15 protein-coding genes and 1 pseudogene are annotated in these 16,528 nt (G+C 60.2%); 3 read left to right on the top strand and 13 right to left on the bottom strand.

Translation table 11 applies throughout. From position 1 onward, the window contains the following. Positions 1-13 precede the first annotated feature (13 nt). Positions 14-2,113 carry a phosphate acetyltransferase gene (gene pta, locus AC1DRN_RS03670; protein ID WP_223463405.1) on the top strand — a complete coding sequence of 700 codons (2,100 nt, stop codon included), beginning with the start codon at positions 14-16 and terminating at the stop codon, positions 2,111-2,113. Then, positions 2,114-3,019: pseudogene (locus AC1DRN_RS03665) on the top strand (acyltransferase). It begins immediately after the preceding gene. Between the two features lie 178 nt (positions 3,020-3,197). Here the strand turns inward: AC1DRN_RS03665 and cysN are convergent. The 3 genes from cysN to AC1DRN_RS03650 all read right to left on the bottom strand — a co-directional run bounded on the left by cysN (position 3,198) and on the right by AC1DRN_RS03650 (position 7,041). After that, the gene (gene cysN, locus AC1DRN_RS03660) at positions 3,198-5,096 is read right to left on the bottom strand and encodes a sulfate adenylyltransferase subunit CysN (RefSeq protein ID WP_223463407.1); all 1,899 of its coding nucleotides are present in this window, start codon (positions 5,094-5,096) and stop codon (positions 3,198-3,200) included. 9 nt (positions 5,097-5,105) lie between these two features. Continuing rightward, complete coding sequence (cysD, locus tag AC1DRN_RS03655; RefSeq protein ID WP_223463408.1) at positions 5,106-6,023, bottom strand: sulfate adenylyltransferase subunit CysD; 918 nt, start codon at positions 6,021-6,023, stop codon at positions 5,106-5,108. Positions 6,024-6,282: 259 nt separating this feature from the next. After that, entirely contained in the window at positions 6,283-7,041 is a 759-nt protein-coding gene (locus tag AC1DRN_RS03650) for a Nif3-like dinuclear metal center hexameric protein (protein ID WP_008046198.1), read from the bottom strand. A 103-nt stretch (positions 7,042-7,144) separates the two neighbouring features. Here AC1DRN_RS03650 and algW point away from each other — a divergent pair, with 103 nt between their 5' ends. Next, positions 7,145-8,305, top strand: a complete 1,161-nt coding sequence (gene algW, locus AC1DRN_RS03645; RefSeq protein ID WP_223463409.1) for a Do family serine endopeptidase AlgW — start codon at positions 7,145-7,147, stop codon at positions 8,303-8,305. 115 nt (positions 8,306-8,420) lie between these two features. On the opposite strand, the gene hisC is transcribed toward algW, so the two are convergent. From hisC to AC1DRN_RS03595, 10 genes are all read right to left on the bottom strand, one after another. Further along, on the bottom strand, positions 8,421-9,473 hold the full coding sequence (hisC, locus tag AC1DRN_RS03640; protein WP_223458722.1) for a histidinol-phosphate transaminase: 1,053 nt from the start codon (positions 9,471-9,473) through the stop codon (positions 8,421-8,423). A 2-nt stretch (positions 9,474-9,475) separates the two neighbouring features. Continuing rightward, the gene (gene hisD, locus AC1DRN_RS03635; RefSeq protein ID WP_223458720.1) at positions 9,476-10,801 is read right to left on the bottom strand and encodes a histidinol dehydrogenase; all 1,326 of its coding nucleotides are present in this window, start codon (positions 10,799-10,801) and stop codon (positions 9,476-9,478) included. Positions 10,802-10,927: 126 nt separating this feature from the next. Continuing rightward, positions 10,928-11,563: an ATP phosphoribosyltransferase gene (gene hisG / locus AC1DRN_RS03630; RefSeq protein WP_008018703.1), complete on the bottom strand. Its 636-nt coding sequence runs from the start codon at positions 11,561-11,563 to the stop codon at positions 10,928-10,930. 125 nt (positions 11,564-11,688) lie between these two features. After that, positions 11,689-12,954 (bottom strand): UDP-N-acetylglucosamine 1-carboxyvinyltransferase, encoded by a 1,266-nt coding sequence (gene murA, locus AC1DRN_RS03625; protein ID WP_223458718.1) that lies wholly within the window; start codon positions 12,952-12,954, stop codon positions 11,689-11,691. Positions 12,955-12,976: 22 nt separating this feature from the next. Then, positions 12,977-13,216, bottom strand: a complete 240-nt coding sequence (locus tag AC1DRN_RS03620; protein ID WP_108218211.1) for a BolA family protein — start codon at positions 13,214-13,216, stop codon at positions 12,977-12,979. Positions 13,217-13,330: 114 nt separating this feature from the next. Next, positions 13,331-13,636, bottom strand: a complete 306-nt coding sequence (locus AC1DRN_RS03615; RefSeq protein WP_223458715.1) for an STAS domain-containing protein — start codon at positions 13,634-13,636, stop codon at positions 13,331-13,333. Then, on the bottom strand, positions 13,633-14,286 hold the full coding sequence (locus AC1DRN_RS03610; protein ID WP_223458713.1) for an MlaC/ttg2D family ABC transporter substrate-binding protein: 654 nt from the start codon (positions 14,284-14,286) through the stop codon (positions 13,633-13,635). Before AC1DRN_RS03610 ends, AC1DRN_RS03615 begins: the two co-directional genes overlap by 4 nt. Positions 14,287-14,297: 11 nt before the next feature. Beyond that, positions 14,298-14,765, bottom strand: a complete 468-nt coding sequence (mlaD, locus tag AC1DRN_RS03605) for an outer membrane lipid asymmetry maintenance protein MlaD (RefSeq protein ID WP_007970271.1) — start codon at positions 14,763-14,765, stop codon at positions 14,298-14,300. Then, positions 14,765-15,562 (bottom strand): lipid asymmetry maintenance ABC transporter permease subunit MlaE, encoded by a 798-nt coding sequence (mlaE, locus tag AC1DRN_RS03600; protein ID WP_223458710.1) that lies wholly within the window; start codon positions 15,560-15,562, stop codon positions 14,765-14,767. The genes mlaD and mlaE overlap by 1 nt, the downstream gene beginning before the upstream one ends. Then, the gene (locus tag AC1DRN_RS03595) at positions 15,562-16,371 is read right to left on the bottom strand and encodes an ATP-binding cassette domain-containing protein (protein WP_108218207.1); all 810 of its coding nucleotides are present in this window, start codon (positions 16,369-16,371) and stop codon (positions 15,562-15,564) included. The genes mlaE and AC1DRN_RS03595 overlap by 1 nt, the downstream gene beginning before the upstream one ends. Positions 16,372-16,528 lie beyond the last annotated feature (157 nt).

Here is a 16,528-nt window from a genome sequence, read left to right as displayed (position 1 = left end):
CCAGAGAATCCGCATGCAAACTTTTTTTATCGCACCCACCGATTTTGGTGTGGGTCTGACCTCCATCAGCCTCGGGCTGGTGCGCACATTGGAACGGGCCGGGCTGAAAGTCGGCTTCTTCAAACCGATTGCCCAGCCGCATCCGGGCGACACCGGCCCTGAGCGCTCCACCGAGCTGGTGGCGCGCACGCATGGTCTGAAACCGCCACAACCGCTGGGTCTGGCGCACGTCGAGCGGATGCTCGGCGACGGCCAGCTTGATGAGTTGCTCGAAGAAATCATCACCTTGTACCAGCAAGCAGCCGTCGGCAAAGACGTGCTGGTGGTTGAAGGCATGGTGCCGACCCGCAGCGCCAGTTATGCCGCGCGGGTCAACCTGCATTTGGCCAAGAGCCTCGATGCCGAGGTGATTCTGGTTTCGGCTCCGGAAAACGAAGTGCTGGCCGAACTCTCCGGCCGCGTTGAATTGCAGGCGCAATTGTTCGGTGGTCCGAAGGATCCGAAAGTCCTCGGCGTGATCCTCAACAAGGTCAAGACTGACGAGAGCATGGACGCCTTCGCCGCGCGTCTGAAAGAGCATTCGCCCTTGCTGCGCAGCGGTGAATTCCGTCTGCTCGGCTGCATTCCGTTTCAGCCGGAACTCAATGCGCCGCGCACCCGCGACGTCGCCGACCTGATGGGTGCGCAAGTGCTCAACGCCGGTGATTATGAAACCCGGCGCATGACCAAAATCATCATTTGCGCCCGCACCATGCGCAATACCGTGGAGTTGCTCAAGCCCGGTGTTCTGGTGGTGACCCCGGGGGATCGCGACGACATCATCCTCGCCGTCAGCCTCGCGGCGATCAACGGCGTGCCGCTGGCCGGCCTGCTGCTGACCAGCGACACCCTGCCGGATCCGCGCATCATGGATCTGTGCCGTGGCGCATTACAGGCCGGTTTGCCGGTGTTGTCGGTGAGCACCGGCTCCTACGACACCGCTAACCTGCTCAATGGCCTGAACAAGGAAATCCCGATCGACGACCGCGAGCGAGCGGAAATCATCACCGACTTCGTCGCCAGTCATCTCGACGCCAACTGGCTGCACCAGCGCTGCGGTACACCCCGGGAAATGCGCCTGTCGCCAGCGGTGTTCCGCTATCAATTGATCCAGCGTGCCCAGGCTGCCAACAAACGCATCGTCCTGCCTGAAGGCAGCGAACCGTTCACTGTGCAAGCGGCGGCGATCTGTCAGGAACGCGGGATCGCTCGTTGCGTGTTGCTGGCCAAACCTGAAGACGTCGAGGCCGTGGCCCGCGCCCAAGGCATCGTATTGCCGCCGGGGCTGGAGATTCTCGATCCGGACCTGATCCGCGAGCGTTATGTCGAACCGATGGTCGCCTTGCGTAAGACTAAAAGCCTCAACGCGCCGATGGCCGAGCAGCAACTGGAAGACACCGTGGTGATCGGCACCATGATGCTGGCCCTGGATGAAGTCGACGGACTGGTCTCGGGCGTGATCAACACCACCGCCAACACCATCCGTCCGGCCCTGCAGCTGATCAAGACGGCGCCGGGCTGCACCCTGGTGTCGTCGGTGTTCTTCATGCTGTTTCCGGAAGAAGTGCTGGTCTACGGCGACTGCGTGATGAACCCGCACCCAAGCGCCTCCGAACTGGCCGAGATCGCCCTGCAAAGCGCCGACTCGGCGGCTGCATTCGGCATCACCCCTCGGGTGGCGATGATCAGTTATTCCAGCGGCGAGTCGGCCACGGGCGAGGAAGTCGAAAAGGTTCGCGAAGCCACCCTGCTCGCCCACGAGCAACAGCATTCGCTGCTGATCGACGGCCCGTTGCAATACGACGCCGCCGCCAACGAAGACGTCGCCCGGCAACTGGCGCCGAACAGCCGGGTCGCCGGTCGCGCCACGGTATTCGTGTTTCCCGACCTGAACACCGGCAACACCACGCACAAAGCCGTGCAGCGCAGCGCCGACTGCGTCAGCCTCGGGCCGATGCTGCAAGGCCTGCGCAAACCGGTGAACGATTTGCCGCGTGGTGCGCAGGTCGACGACATCGTCTACACCATCGCGTTGACCGCGATCCAGGCAGCCAACCGACCTATGGATGTGTAAATGCTGGATTTTCTACCTGCTCCGCTGCGAGGCGTGATCGCCTCGCTGCTGTTGGCACTGAATACGATTCTGCTCTGCTCGTTCCTGTTCTGCGTGGCACTCGTCAAAGTATTGCCGTTCGCCTTCACCCAGCGCCTCTCGGGCTGGCTGATGAGCCATACCCACGAAGCCTGAATCAGCATCAACAAAGGCTGGATGAATCTGGTCCGTAGCACCCGCTGGCACATCAGCGGCCTACAAGGCCTCGACTATCAGCACTCGTACCTGATCACCAGCAACCACCAGAGCTGGGTCGACATCCTGGTGCTGCAATACGTGCTCAACCGGCGCATTCAACCGCTGAAGTTCTTTCTCAAGCAGGAGCTGATCTGGGTTCCGGTGATCGGTCTGGCCTGGTGGGCGCTGGGCTTTCCGTTCATGAAACGCTACTCCAAGGCCTATCTGGAGAAGCATCCGGAAAAGAAAGGCAAGGACCTGGAAACCACCCGCAAGACCTGTGCGAAATTCCGCGACAACCCGGTGGGCATTTTCAACTTCGTCGAAGGCACGCGCTTCACCAAGGGCAAGCATGCCCAGCAGCAGTCACCCTTCAAGTACCTGCTCAAGCCCAAGGCTGGTGGCATTGCCTTTGTGCTGGATGCGATGGGTGAGCAGCTTGAATCGATCGTCAACGTGACGATTCATTATCCGGCCGGTCGGCCCGGTTTCTGGGACTTGTTGTGCGGGAACGTTGCGGACGTGGTGGTGCACTTTGAAGAACTGAAGATTGCGCCGCAGTTCATCGGCAAGAACTATGACCAGGACGGTGAATACCGCCTGCAATTCCAGGGTTGGATCAATCAGATGTGGCAGGACAAGGATGCGTTGCTTGCGCAGATGCATCGTGAGTATCCAGCGAATTCTTGAGGTGCCTGTACCGGCCTCTTCGCGGGCAAGCCCGCTCCCACAGGGACCGCGTCGTTCACAAATTTTGCGAACACCCTCAAAACTGTGGGAGCGGGCTTGCCCGCGATAGCCATTTCAAGGACACAAAAAAGCCCGCAGACAATCACTTGTCTGCGGGCTTTTCATTTACGGCTAAGGCTTAGATCGCCCCACGCTCGCGCAGCAGACCCAGCACTTGCTTGACGCCTTCTTCCAGCGACACGGACTGGGTGTCGATCACCAGGTCGGCATCCAGCGGCACGTCGTACGGGAACGACTCGCCCGGGATGTTATCCCCGGCCGCCGCGTACAGGCCTTGCGGATCACGCTCGGCGCAGACCGTCGGCGAAGCCTGGACGTAGACCGTCAGCAGACGCTCCTTGCCGATCAGTTCCCGGGCCTGTTCACGACCTTCGGCACTCGGCGCAACGAACGCTGCCAGGGTCAGCAGACCGGCTTCGTTGAACTGACGCGCGACGTGTGCGGCACGACGCCAGTTCTCGGTACGCCCGGCGCGATCCTGTGGCAGACCTTTGTTCAGGTCGTGACGCAGGTTCTGGCCATCGAGTACGAACACCGCACGACCCAGGTCGAACAGCTTGCGCTCGACCGCATACGCCAGAGTGCTTTTGCCCGCGCCCGACAAGCCGCTGAACAACACGGTGGCCGGTTGCTGGCCGAAGCGCTGGGCGCGTTCTTCGGTGGCGACGTGTGCGAGTTTGCCGTGATGCGTGCTGCTGCCCTGCGCCACCGGTTGAGCGATGATCATGCCGGCGGCGACGGTGCCATTGGTCAAACGATCGATGACGATGAACGAACCGGTGGTGCGGTTGCTCGCGTAACCGTCCAGCGCGATGGCTGCATCGAGGCTGATCTTGACCCGACCGATCTCGTTCAGTTGCAAGGCACTGGCAGGGCCTTCTTCCAGGGTGTTCACGTCAACGCGGTTGACAATGCTGGTGATCGAACCCGGCACGTACGTCGTGGCGCGCTTGATGTCGTATTTCTTGCCCGGCAGCATCGGCTCTTCGGCCATCCACACCAGCATGGCCTCGAAGCCGTCAGTCACTTGCGGCAGGTTGTCGGCGTGTACCAGCAAATCGCCGCGCGAGATGTCGATCTCGTCTTCCATGGTCAGCGTCACGGCCTGACCCGGACCTGCATGCTCCAGCTCACCTTCGAAGGTGACGATGGATTTCACGCGACTGCTCTTGCCCGACGGCAGCACCACGACTTCGTCACCCTTGTGCACGACGCCACTGGCCAGGGTGCCGGCGAAACCACGGAAGTTCAGGTTCGGACGGTTGACGTACTGCACCGGGAAACGCAGGTCGGTGTAGTTGCGGTCGCTGGCGATCTCGACGGTTTCGAGAATTTCCATCAGCGACTGACCGGTGTACCACGGCGAGCGCTCGGACTTGTTCACCACGTTGTCGCCCTTGAGCGCCGACATCGGCACGAAGGCCATGGTGGTCGGCTTGAAGGCGATGCCTTCGGCGAACTTCAGGTAATCGGCCTTGATCGAGTCGAAGACTTTTTCGTCGAAACCGTTGAGGTCCATCTTGTTGATGGCGACCACGATGTGCTTGATGCCCAGCAACGAGGCAATGAAGCTGTGGCGACGGGTCTGGGTCTGCACGCCATAACGGGCGTCGACCAGAATGATCGCCAGGTCACAGGTGGACGCACCGGTGGCCATGTTGCGGGTGTACTGCTCATGGCCGGGGGTGTCGGCGATGATGAATTTGCGCTTGGCGGTGGAGAAGTAGCGGTAAGCGACATCGATGGTGATGCCCTGTTCCCGCTCGGCCTGCAGGCCGTCGACCAGCAACGCCAGGTCGATATCATCACCGGTGGTGCCGACTTTTTTCGAGTCGCGGGTAATGGCTTCCAGGTGATCTTCGTAGATCATTTTGGAGTCGTGCAGCAGACGCCCGATCAGGGTGCTCTTGCCGTCATCGACGTTGCCACAGGTAAGAAAGCGCAGCATTTCCTTGCGTTCGTGCTGGCCCAGATAGGCGAGGATGTCCTCGCTGATCAAATCAGATGCGTGCGACATGACAACCCCTTAGAAATAACCCTGACGTTTCTTTTCTTCCATCGAGCCTGCGCCATCGTGATCGATGACCCGGCCCTGGCGTTCGGAAGTTCGCGTCAGGAGCATTTCCTGAATGATGTCGGTCAGGCTGATGGCCTCGGACTCGACCGCACCGGTCAACGGGTAGTCGCCGAGTGTGCGGAAACGGACCTTCTTCTTGACGATGCGTGCCTTGTCTTCATCGCTCAGGTGATTGAGCAGGCGTTCATCGTCGATCATGATCCAGGTACCATTCATCTCGATAACGTCGCGCTCGGCGGCGAAATACAGCGGCACGATMGGGATGCCTTCGAGGTAGATGTACTGCCAGATGTCCAGCTCGGTCCAGTTCGACAACGGGAACACGCGGATCGATTCGCCCTTGTTGACCTTGCCGTTGTACACGTTCCACAACTCGGGACGCTGGTTTTTCGGGTCCCAGCGGTGCTTGGTATCGCGGAAGGAATACACGCGCTCTTTGGCACGGGACTTCTCTTCGTCACGACGGGCACCACCGAAAGCAGCATCGAAACCGTACTTGTCGAGGGCCTGCTTGAGGCCTTCGGTTTTCATGATATCGGTGTGCTTGGCACTGCCGTGGGTCAGCGGGTTGATGCCCTGCGCGACGCCATCGGGGTTGACGTGCACCAGCAGGTCGAGGCCGAGTTCTTCGACCATGCGGTCGCGGAACGCGTACATTTCCTTGAACTTCCACTGGGTGTCGACGTGCATCACCGGGAACGGCAGTTTGCCCGGGAAGAAGGCCTTGCGCGCAAGGTGCAGCATCACGGCGGAGTCTTTACCGACGGAGTACAGCATCACCGGGTTGTCGAACTCGGCGGCCACCTCGCGGATGATGTGGATGCTTTCCGCCTCCAGCTGTTTCAGATGCGTCAGTTTATCGACCATGGCTACTCACGAAAGCTTTCTTATGAACGGCCAGCGGGCCGTGTTCGAGCGGGGATCCTAGCACAGCGACCTCTTCTAATCAGGACGCCAACTAGATCGAAAGAGCATATGAATATGCCTGCCCGTTTGGGTTGAATGCGGCCCTCTGTAGGAGCAGCCTGCTCGCGATGGTCGCTAACGATAACGCTGGAAGCCTGACACCCCGCGGTGCTCTCAGGTTCATCGCGAGCAGGCTCGCTCCTACAGGGATGGCGATTCGTCAGATCGGATTCGGGCAATCGATGAAAATGTGTTCCAGCGCAAAGCGCCGCGCCAGGTAATCCCCCAGCGCCTGAACGCCGTAGCGCTCGGTGGCATGGTGACCGGCGGCGATGAAGCTGATGTCGTTTTCCCGGGCGCTGTGGAAGGTTTGCTCGGAAGCCTCGCCGCTGAGGTACAGATCGACGCCTGCCAGAATGGCCTGATCGATGTAACCCTGGCCACCACCGGTGCACCAGCCAACACGGCGGATCATGGCACTGCCTTCGATCAACAGCGGCTCACGGCCCATCACTTCCTGGACGCGGCGAGCGAAATCCCGTGGCATCATCGGTTCATTCAGCGAGCCGACCAGGCCGACAATCTTCAGGTTGTCCGGGTCCAGCGGGCCTTCGACGGTGATGTCGAGCTGCCGTGCGAGCTGCACGTTATTACCGACGTCCGGGTGCAGGTCCAGCGGCAGATGATAGGACAGCAGGCTGATATCGTGCTTGAGCAGAGTCTTCAAGCGGCGCTGTTTCATGCCGGTGATGCACGGGTTCTCGCCTTTCCAGAAGTAGCCATGATGCACCAGCACCAGGTCGGCATTGGCCTCCACGGCAGCATCAAGCAAGGCCTGGCTGGCGGTGACGCCACTGACAATGCGCATCACTTGCGGACGACCTTCGACTTGCAGGCCGTTGGGGCAGTAATCGGCGATTTTGGCGCTGTTGAGGTAGCGGTCGGCTTCTTCAACGAGGGTGCTCAGGGCGACGGCCATGAAAGACTCCTAAATATCCCGTTCCGAGGCGCGTGCGGCCTCGTATAATGCGCGTCATTATGAGCGGTCTCATACCGCCTGCAACTCTCTCAGGAACTGCTTAATGCTCAAGGCGCTGCGTTTTTCCGGCTGGCCGCTGTTGGCCGGCGTGCTTGTCGCTCTTTTGATAATCCAGCGTTACCCGCAGTGGGTCGGGCTCCCGAGCCTCGACGTCAATCTGCAACAAGCGCCGCAAACCACCAGCATGCAGCAGGGTCCGGTGTCTTATGCCGAAGCGGTAAGCACCGCTGCGCCTTCGGTGGTAAACCTGTACACCACCAAAGTCATCAACAAACCCACCCATCCGTTGTTCGAAGATCCGCAATTTCGTCGCTTCTTCGGCGACAACTCGCCCAAGCAGAAACGCATGGAATCGAGCCTCGGTTCCGGCGTGATCATGAGCCCGGAAGGCTACATCCTGACCAACAACCACGTGACCAGCGGCGCCGACCAGATCGTGGTGGCGCTCAAGGACGGTCGGGAAACCCTGGCGCGGGTGATCGGCAGCGACCCGGAGACTGACCTCGCGGTGCTGAAAATCGACCTGAAAAACCTGCCGTCGATCACTGTCGGGCGTTCCGACAACATCCGCATCGGCGATGTCGCGCTGGCCATCGGCAACCCGTTCGGCGTCGGCCAGACCGTGACCATGGGCATCATCAGCGCCACCGGTCGCAACCAACTGGGCCTGAACAACTACGAAGACTTCATCCAGACCGATGCGGCGATCAACCCCGGCAACTCTGGCGGTGCGCTGGTGGATGCCATCGGTAACCTGACCGGCATCAACACGGCGATTTTCTCCAAGTCCGGCGGTTCCCAGGGCATTGGTTTCGCGATCCCGGTGAAGCTGGCGATGGAAGTGATGAAATCGATCATCGAGCACGGCCAGGTGATTCGTGGCTGGCTGGGTATCGAAGTGCAGCCGCTGACCCAGGAACTGGCCGAATCGTTCGGCTTGTCCGGGCGTCCGGGCATTGTCGTGGCGGGGATTTTCCGCGACGGTCCGGCACAGAAGGCCGGCCTGCAACTGGGCGATGTGATTCTTGCCATCGATGGCGAACCGGCCGGTGATGGCCGTCGCTCGATGAATCAGGTGGCGCGGATCAAGCCCACCGACAAGGTCGCGATCGAGGTGATGCGCAACGGCAAGGAACTCAAGCTGATGGCGGAAGTCGGCCTGCGGCCGCCACCGGCACCGGTCAAAGAGAAAGAAGAAGAGTAAGCAGCTCACACCGCCCTTGTAGGAGCGAGCCTGCTCGCGATGGTGTGTCAGTCACCGTTGATTTATCTGACACACCATCGCGAGCAGGCTCGCTCCTACAGGGGGCAGTGGTGGTTTAGAGGTCGCCTAGTCCGTCGATCAGCGCCTGATTCTGCTCTGGCGTGCCGATGGATATCCGCAGGAACTGGGCAATCCGTTCCTGCTTGAAGTGCCGGACGATCACGCCTTGCTCACGCAACTTCGCCGCAAGCCCCGCCGCATCGTGCCGGGAGTGGCGAGCGAAGATGAAGTTCGCCGCCGATGGCAGCACTTCAAAACCCTTCTCCTCTAGCTGTGCAACGACCTTCTCGCGATTCTCGATCACCAACCGGCAGGTCTTGTCGAAATACTCGCGATCGTCGAACGCGGCGGCAGCGCCGACATTGGCCATGCGATCCAGCGGATAGGAGTTGAAACTGTTCTTGATCCGCTCCAGCGCCTCGATCAGGTCCGGATGCCCGACCGCCAGGCCAACCCGCAGACCGGCCAGGGAACGGGACTTGGACAGGGTCTGGGTCACCAGCAGGTTCGGATAACGATCGACCAGCGTGATTGCCGTCTCGCCGCCGAAATCGATGTAAGCCTCGTCGACCACCACCACCGAATCCGGGCTGGCCTTGAGAATCTGCTCCACAGCTTCCAGTGCCAACAGGCAACCGGTCGGTGCGTTCGGGTTGGGGAAAATGATCCCGCCGTTCGGTTTGGCGTAGTCCGCCGGGTTGATCTGGAACTGCTCGTCCAGCGGCACCGCATCGAACTTGATGCCGTACAACCCGCAGTAGACCGGGTAGAAGCTGTAGCTGATGTCCGGGAACAGCAGCGGCTGATCGTGCTGCAGCAAACCGTGGAAGATGTGCGCCAGCACTTCGTCTGAACCGTTGCCGAGGAACACCTGATTGCCTTGTACGCCGTAGTACCTGGCGACGGCTTGCTTGAGCAGATCGCTGTTCGGGTCCGGGTACAGACGCAGGTTGTCATTCAGTTCGGTTTGCATCGCCGCAAGGGCTTTTGGCGATGGGCCGTACGGGTTTTCGTTGGTGTTGAGCTTCACCAGCTTTGCCAGCTTCGGCTGCTCACCCGGGACGTAAGGCACCAGATTCTTGACGAACGGGCTCCAGAATTTACTCATGTTCAGTTCCCCTGCTTGTCGTCAACGATGCGATATTCGGCACTACGGGCGTGCGCGGTCAGCGACTCGCCACGGGCCAGCACGGAAGCGGTTTTGCCCAACTCGGACGCGCCCTGCTCGGAGCAGAAGATGATCGACGAGCGTTTCTGGAAGTCGTACACACCCAGCGGCGAAGAGAAGCGCGCAGTGCCGGAGGTCGGCAACACGTGGTTCGGGCCTGCGCAGTAATCACCCAGGGCTTCGGACGTGTGACGGCCCATGAAGATCGCGCCAGCGTGGCGGATCTGCGGCAGCCAGGCGTGAGGATCGGCAACGGACAATTCGAGGTGCTCCGGCGCGATGCGGTTGGCGACTTCGATGGCTTGCTCCATGTCACGCACCTTGATCAGTGCACCACGGCCATTGATCGAGGTTTCAATGATCGCGGCGCGCTCCATGGTCGGCATCAGCCTGGCGATGCTGGCGGCGACCTTGTCGAGGAACTCGGCGTCGGGGCTGACCAGAATGGCCTGGGCGTCTTCGTCGTGCTCGGCCTGGGAGAAAAGATCCATGGCGATCCAGTCCGGATCGGTCTGGCCGTCGCACACCACAAGGATTTCCGAAGGGCCGGCGATCATGTCGATTCCGACCTGGCCAAACACGTGGCGCTTGGCGGTGGCGACATAGATGTTGCCCGGACCGACCACCTTGTCGACCTTCGGCACGCTTTCGGTACCGTAAGCCAATGCGGCAACGGCCTGAGCACCGCCAATGGTGAACACGCGGTCGACACCGGCGATGCAGGCCGCTGCCAGCACAAGCTCGTTGATTTCACCGCGCGGGGTCGGCACGACCATGACCACTTCAGTGACGCCAGCGACCTTGGCTGGAATCGCGTTCATCAGCACCGACGACGGGTACGATGCCTTGCCGCCCGGTACGTACAGGCCGGCGCGATCCAGCGGCGTGACTTTCTGGCCCAGCACGGTGCCGTCGGCTTCGGTATAGCTCCAGGAGTCCTGCTTCTGTTTTTCGTGGTAGCTGCGCACACGAGCCGCGGCGACTTCCAGGGCTTCGCGTTGGGCCACGGAGATGCGGGTGAGCGCCAGTTCCAGACGCTCACGCGGCAGGATCAGGTCGGCCATGGACTTCACGTCCAGGCCGTCGAACTGACGGGTGAAGTCCACCAGTGCCGCGTCGCCACGCTCACGCACGGCCTTGATGATGTCCAGCACTCGCTGATTGACCGAGTCGTCAGACACACTTTCCCAGCTCAGCAGATGATCCAGATGATGCGCAAAATCCGGGTCAGCAGCGTTGAGTCGGCGAATTGCAGTCGGTGCGGTCATAGCGAGAGCCTCATAGGATTGGCAAAAAACTCAGGCGCCCGAAGCTAGCACTCCATCCGCTTGGGCACCTGAGAATTCTGGCTATGAGGCGGATAGACGGGCGCGACTTAACGTCGCGCGGGTGAATCAGCCGCGGTGTCGAGACTCCACTGCCTTGCGCAGGGTGTCGATCAACGCCTGGATACGGGCGTGCTGCATTTTCATCGAAGCCTTGTTGACGATCAGTCGGGAGCTGATGGCCGCGATGAAATCCTGTGGCTCCAGGCCGTTGGCCCGCAGTGTGTTGCCGGTGTCGACCACGTCGATGATCTTGTCGGCCAGGCCGATCAGAGGTGCCAGTTCCATCGAGCCGTAGAGCTTGATGATGTCGACCTGACGGCCCTGTTCGGCGTAGTAGCGCTTGGCAACGTTGACGAACTTGGTAGCGATACGCAGGCGGCCCTTGGGCTCGACCGCGCCGACCTTGCCTGCAGTCATCAGCTTGCACTGGGCAATTTGCAGGTCCAGCGGCTCGTACAGGCCCTGGCCGCCGTATTCCATCAGCACATCTTTACCAGCGACGCCGAGGTCGGCAGCACCATGTTCGACATAGGTCGGCACATCGGTGGCACGCACGATCAGCAGGCGTACATCTTCCTGGGTCGTGGGAATGATCAGCTTGCGGCTCTTGTCCGGATTCTCGGTCGGCACGATGCCCGCTTCAGCCAGAAGCGGCAAGGTGTCGTCAAGGATGCGGCCCTTGGACAGTGCGATGGTCAACATGGGAAACGTCAGTCCTTATCAAGGTACTCATGCCCGGTCGCAAATGGCGCCGGACACACGTCGAGCCGAAAACGGCTCGACTTCAACAAATCAACGGGCACATCCTTATGCCCATGCAGCAGGTACTAGCCCGGAACGCGACGGATCTTCGCGCCCAGCATCTGCAGTTTCTCTTCGATGCACTCGTAGCCACGGTCTATGTGGTAGATGCGATCGATCAGGGTATCGCCTTCAGCGATCAGTGCCGAGATGACCAGGCTGGCCGAAGCGCGCAGGTCGGTGGCCATGACTGGCGCGCCTTTGAGTTTCTCGGTGCCGGTAACGATAGCCGTATTGCCTTCGACCTGAATCTTGGCGCCCATGCGATGCAGTTCGTACACGTGCATGAAGCGGTTTTCGAAGATCGTCTCGATCACGGCACCGGTGCCTTCGGCAATGGCGTTAAGGGAGATGAACTGTGCCTGCATGTCGGTCGGGAACGCCGGGTACGGAGCGGTCCGCACGTTGACGGCTTTCGGACGCTTGCCGTGCATGTTCAGCTCGATCCAGTCTTCGCCGCAGGTGATTTCGGCACCGGACTCACGGAGTTTTTCCAGAACGGCTTCGAGGATGGTCGGATCCGTATCCTTGACCTTCACACGACCACCGGTCACCGCCGCCGCCACCAGGTAGGTGCCGGTTTCGATGCGGTCGGGCATCACTTTATAAGTGGTGGTGTGCAGACGCTCGACGCCATCGATGGTGATGGTGTCGGTACCGGCGCCGGAAACCTTGGCGCCCATGGCGTTCAGGAAGTTCGCCAGGTCGACCACTTCAGGCTCGCGAGCGGCGTTGGCCAGCACGCTACGGCCCTTGGCCAGGGCGGCGGCCATCATGATGTTTTCGGTACCGGTCACGCTGACGGTATCGAAGAAGAAGTGCGCACCGCGCAGGCCACCTTCAGGTGCCTTGGCCTTGATGTAGCCGCCTTCGACGTCAATGACCGCGCCCATGGCTTCCAGGCCACGGATGTGCAGGTCAACCGGACGCGAACCGATGGCGCAACCGCCAGGCAAGGCGACTTCGGCTTCACCGAAACGGGCAACCATCGGGCCCAGCACCAGGATCGACGCACGCATGGTTTTAACCAGTTCGTACGGTGCGACCAGGGTCTTGATGGTGCGCGGGTCGATTTCGACGGCGAGTTTCTCGTCGATCACCGGTTCAATGCCCATGCGGCCGAACAGCTCGATCATGGTGGTGATGTCGTGCAGGTGCGGCAGGTTGGCCACGGTCACCGGGCCATCGCACAGCAAGGTGGCAGCCAGGATCGGCAGGGCAGAGTTCTTTGCCCCGGAGATGCGGATTTCGCCATCAAGACGAACGCCACCGGTAATAATCAATTTATCCATAAGAATCTCGACGCCCTTGGGCTCAGGTGCGCTCGGCCCAGGCCGTGCTGCTGAAAAATTTCATAGTGACCGCATGGATGCTGCCATCGACGATCCACGGGTTCAAATGGGCATAGACCTGCTGCTGACGCTTGACCGGGCTCAATGCCGCCAGTTCATCGCTAATCACGTTCAGCTGGAAATTGCAGCCTTCGCCCTCGACTTCTACTTTCGTTCCGGGCAGCTTTCCTTCAAGAAAGCTCTTAACTTCGTTGGCCTGCATGCTCAACCTCATTCGGCGCCCTGTGCGCGCGGGTCGGACATCATACAAAAAAGCCCCGCGCCTGCGAACCCCGCCAAGCAGGACTCGGACGGGGGGCTTCTTTATAGATGCGTGTCAGGGGTGCGCCAACAGCTCGGTCATCTCGCTGACCTGAGCGATTTCACGCATGTCTTCCGGCATCCCGCGGATGCTCAGGGCCTTGCCGGCCGCCTGCGCATCGCGGATAAAGCACAGCAGCAACGACAAACCGACACTGCTGGACTTGGTCACCGCCGAGCAGTCGAGCACCAGCGCAGCGGCCGTGCTGGCCTTGATCAGCGCCTTGCCCTGCTCGCGCAGGCCAGGGCCGGTGCGGTAATCCAGCACGCCACTGAGTCGCAGCTCGCCCGCTTCGTCCATCTGGACTGCCGACTCACTCATTGGGCTGACTGCCCTGGTTTCTTGTCGGTGGCTTCCTTGGCCTTGGCGACTTCCCCGGCCCAACCATTGATGGTCTTGTCCAGGTCGTTGCCATTGCGCTGCATCGCATCGGCGAACTGATCGCGGAACAGCTTGCCGATGTTGATGCCGTTGATGATGACGTTACGCAGTTTCCACTCGCCGTTGATCTTCTCCAGCGTATAGGACACCGGATAGATCGCGCCGCTGCTGCCCTTGACGGTCATGCCAACGCTGGTACGGTCGCCCGACTCATCCTTGGCCGGATCAACGGTGATGCCCTGGTTGTTGTACTCGAGCAAGGCATTGCCATAGAACTGGAACAGCCCCTTCTTGAAGTTCTCTTCAAAGGCCTTCATTTGCTCAGGCGTGGCTTTGCGCGAGTATTTGACCGTCATGATGCTCTTGGAAATACCCTCGGCATCCACGACCGGCCCGACGATGGTGTTCAGCGCCGCATAAAAGTCTTTCGGATCCTGCTTGTACTTTTCTTTGTTGGCCGCCAGATCGGCCAGCATCCGATTAGTGGTGTCCTGTACCAGATCGTGCGCGGAAGGCGCCGCCACGGCGTGGGACACCAACGGAAACACCGCGAGTATTACCAACAGGCCACGTCGCAAGGTAGAGATCATTTAACAGTTCCTCATTTAGCTTCTTTGCTAACGGTATTGAGCAGGAATTTACCGATCAGGTCTTCGAGCACCAGCGATGACTGCGTGTCATGGATGGTTCCACCATCCTTGAGCAGGGTGTCTTCCCCGCCCACGCTGATACCGATGTACTTCTCGCCCAACAGGCCAGCGGTCAGGATAGATGCAGTAGAGTCCGCCGGAAGATTATCGATGCGTTTTTCCAGCTGCATGGTCACCCGACCGGTGAAACTGTCGCGATCCAGATCGATGGCCGTGACCTTGCCGATGGTCACACCGGCCATGGTCACTTTAGCTCTGACCGTCAAACCGGCGATATTGTCGAAGTAGGCGTAAAGTTTATAGGTATCAGTGCTCGGAGTCGGGGACAGGCCACTGACCCGCAACGCCAACAAGAGCAAAGCCAGGATGCCAGCCAGCAAGAAAAGGCCGACACCGATTTCCAGGGTGCGGTTTTGCATCAGAAATCTCCAAACATCAAGGCGGTCAGAATAAAGTCCAGGCCGAGTACTGCCAACGAGGCATATACAACGGTCTTGGTAGTGGCACGACTGATCCCCTCGGAAGTGGGTTCGCAGTCATAGCCTTGGAATACGGCGATCCAGGTCACGACAAAGGCAAAGACGATACTTTTGATGATCCCGTTGAGCACATCGTCGGTGAACGTCACGCTGTTCTGCATGTTCGACCAGTAGGAACCTTCATAGACTCCCAGCCAGTCGACAGCTACCCACGAGCCGCCCCAGATACCCACCACGCTGAAAATCATCGCCAGCACCGGCAGGGAAATGAAACCGGCCCACAAGCGTGGCGCGATGATGTACTTGAGCGGGTCAACCCCGATCATTTCCAGGCTGGACAACTGCTCGGTGGACTTCATGTTGCCGATTTCGGCGGTCAACGCCGAACCTGCGCGCCCGGCGAACAGCAAGGCAGTCACCACCGGCCCCAGCTCACGCAGCAGCGTCAGCGCCACCATCTGCCCGACGGCCTGCTCCGAACCATAGCTGGAAAGAATGTTGAAGCCCTGGAGCGCCAGCACCATGCCGATGAACACCCCGGAGACCACGATGATCACCAGGGACATCACGCCCACCGAATGCAACTGCTTGATCAGCAGCCCGAAACCGCCACCGATTCCGCCCCGGCCAAGCAAGGCATGGAACAGGAACAAGCTCGAACGCCCGAACACCGCCAACACATCGATGCCGGCCTGGCCAAAGCGGCGAACGCGTTCTATCAATGAAATCCTGCGCATCAGCGCTTCCCCAGAAGATCTGCGCGGTAATCCGTCGCTGGAAAGTGGTACGGGACCGGGCCGTCGGGTTCGCCGGTCATGAACTGACGAATGCGCGGTTCATCCGAGTTCATCAACTCGTCCGGCGTCCCCTGCCCCAACACCTGACCATCGCCCACCACATAAATGTAATCGGCAATGCTCGCGGTCTCGGCCAGATCATGGGACACCACGATGCTGGTGATGCCCAGAGCATCGTTGAGCAAACGAATCAGGCGCACCAGAACGCCCATTGCAATGGGGTCCTGGCCGACAAAGGGTTCGTCGTACATGAGGATCTGCGGGTCGAGCGCAATCGCCCGGGCCAGCGCAACACGGCGTTTCATGCCGCCGGAAAGCTCGTCGGGCATCAGGTCGATGGCACCGCGCAAGCCCACAGCCTGCAGCTTGAGCAGGACGATGTCGCGGATCATTTCATCCGGCAGTTGCGTATGGACCCGCAACGGAAAGGCGACGTTCTCGAAGACATCGAGGTCGGTGAACAGTGCGCCGCTCTGAAACAGCACGCCCATATGCTTGCGTGCATCGAACAGGTCGCTGCGCGACAGTTTTGGCAGATTCTGACCGTTGACCCAGACTTCGCCCCTGGTAGGCCGCAACTGGGCACCCATCAGACGCAAAAGCGTGGTCTTGCCACACCCGGAAGGCCCCATGATGCCTGTGACCTTGCCGCGCGGGATACGGATATCGACATTATTGAAAATGCTGCGCGCACCGCGCTTGAAGGACAGTCCCTTCAGCTCGACCGCGTAGGCGTTATCGGCACTCATCTAAACTCCTTGCGATGCAGCCTCTCACTCGGACGCCTGGCTTTCTGACAAAAGCACATCCCTCCCGGGCAGGCCGAACTGGCGGCGAACTATATCACTGCAAAGGCTGCGCGCCCAAGGCCAAAGCCGGGGCATGTTCAACTGAATGACCGGTTGA

Source organism: Pseudomonas sp. P5_B3 (assembly GCF_056400405.1).
Note: the sequence above shows the minus strand (reverse complement) of the source record. Positions and strands in the feature narration are given on the sequence as shown.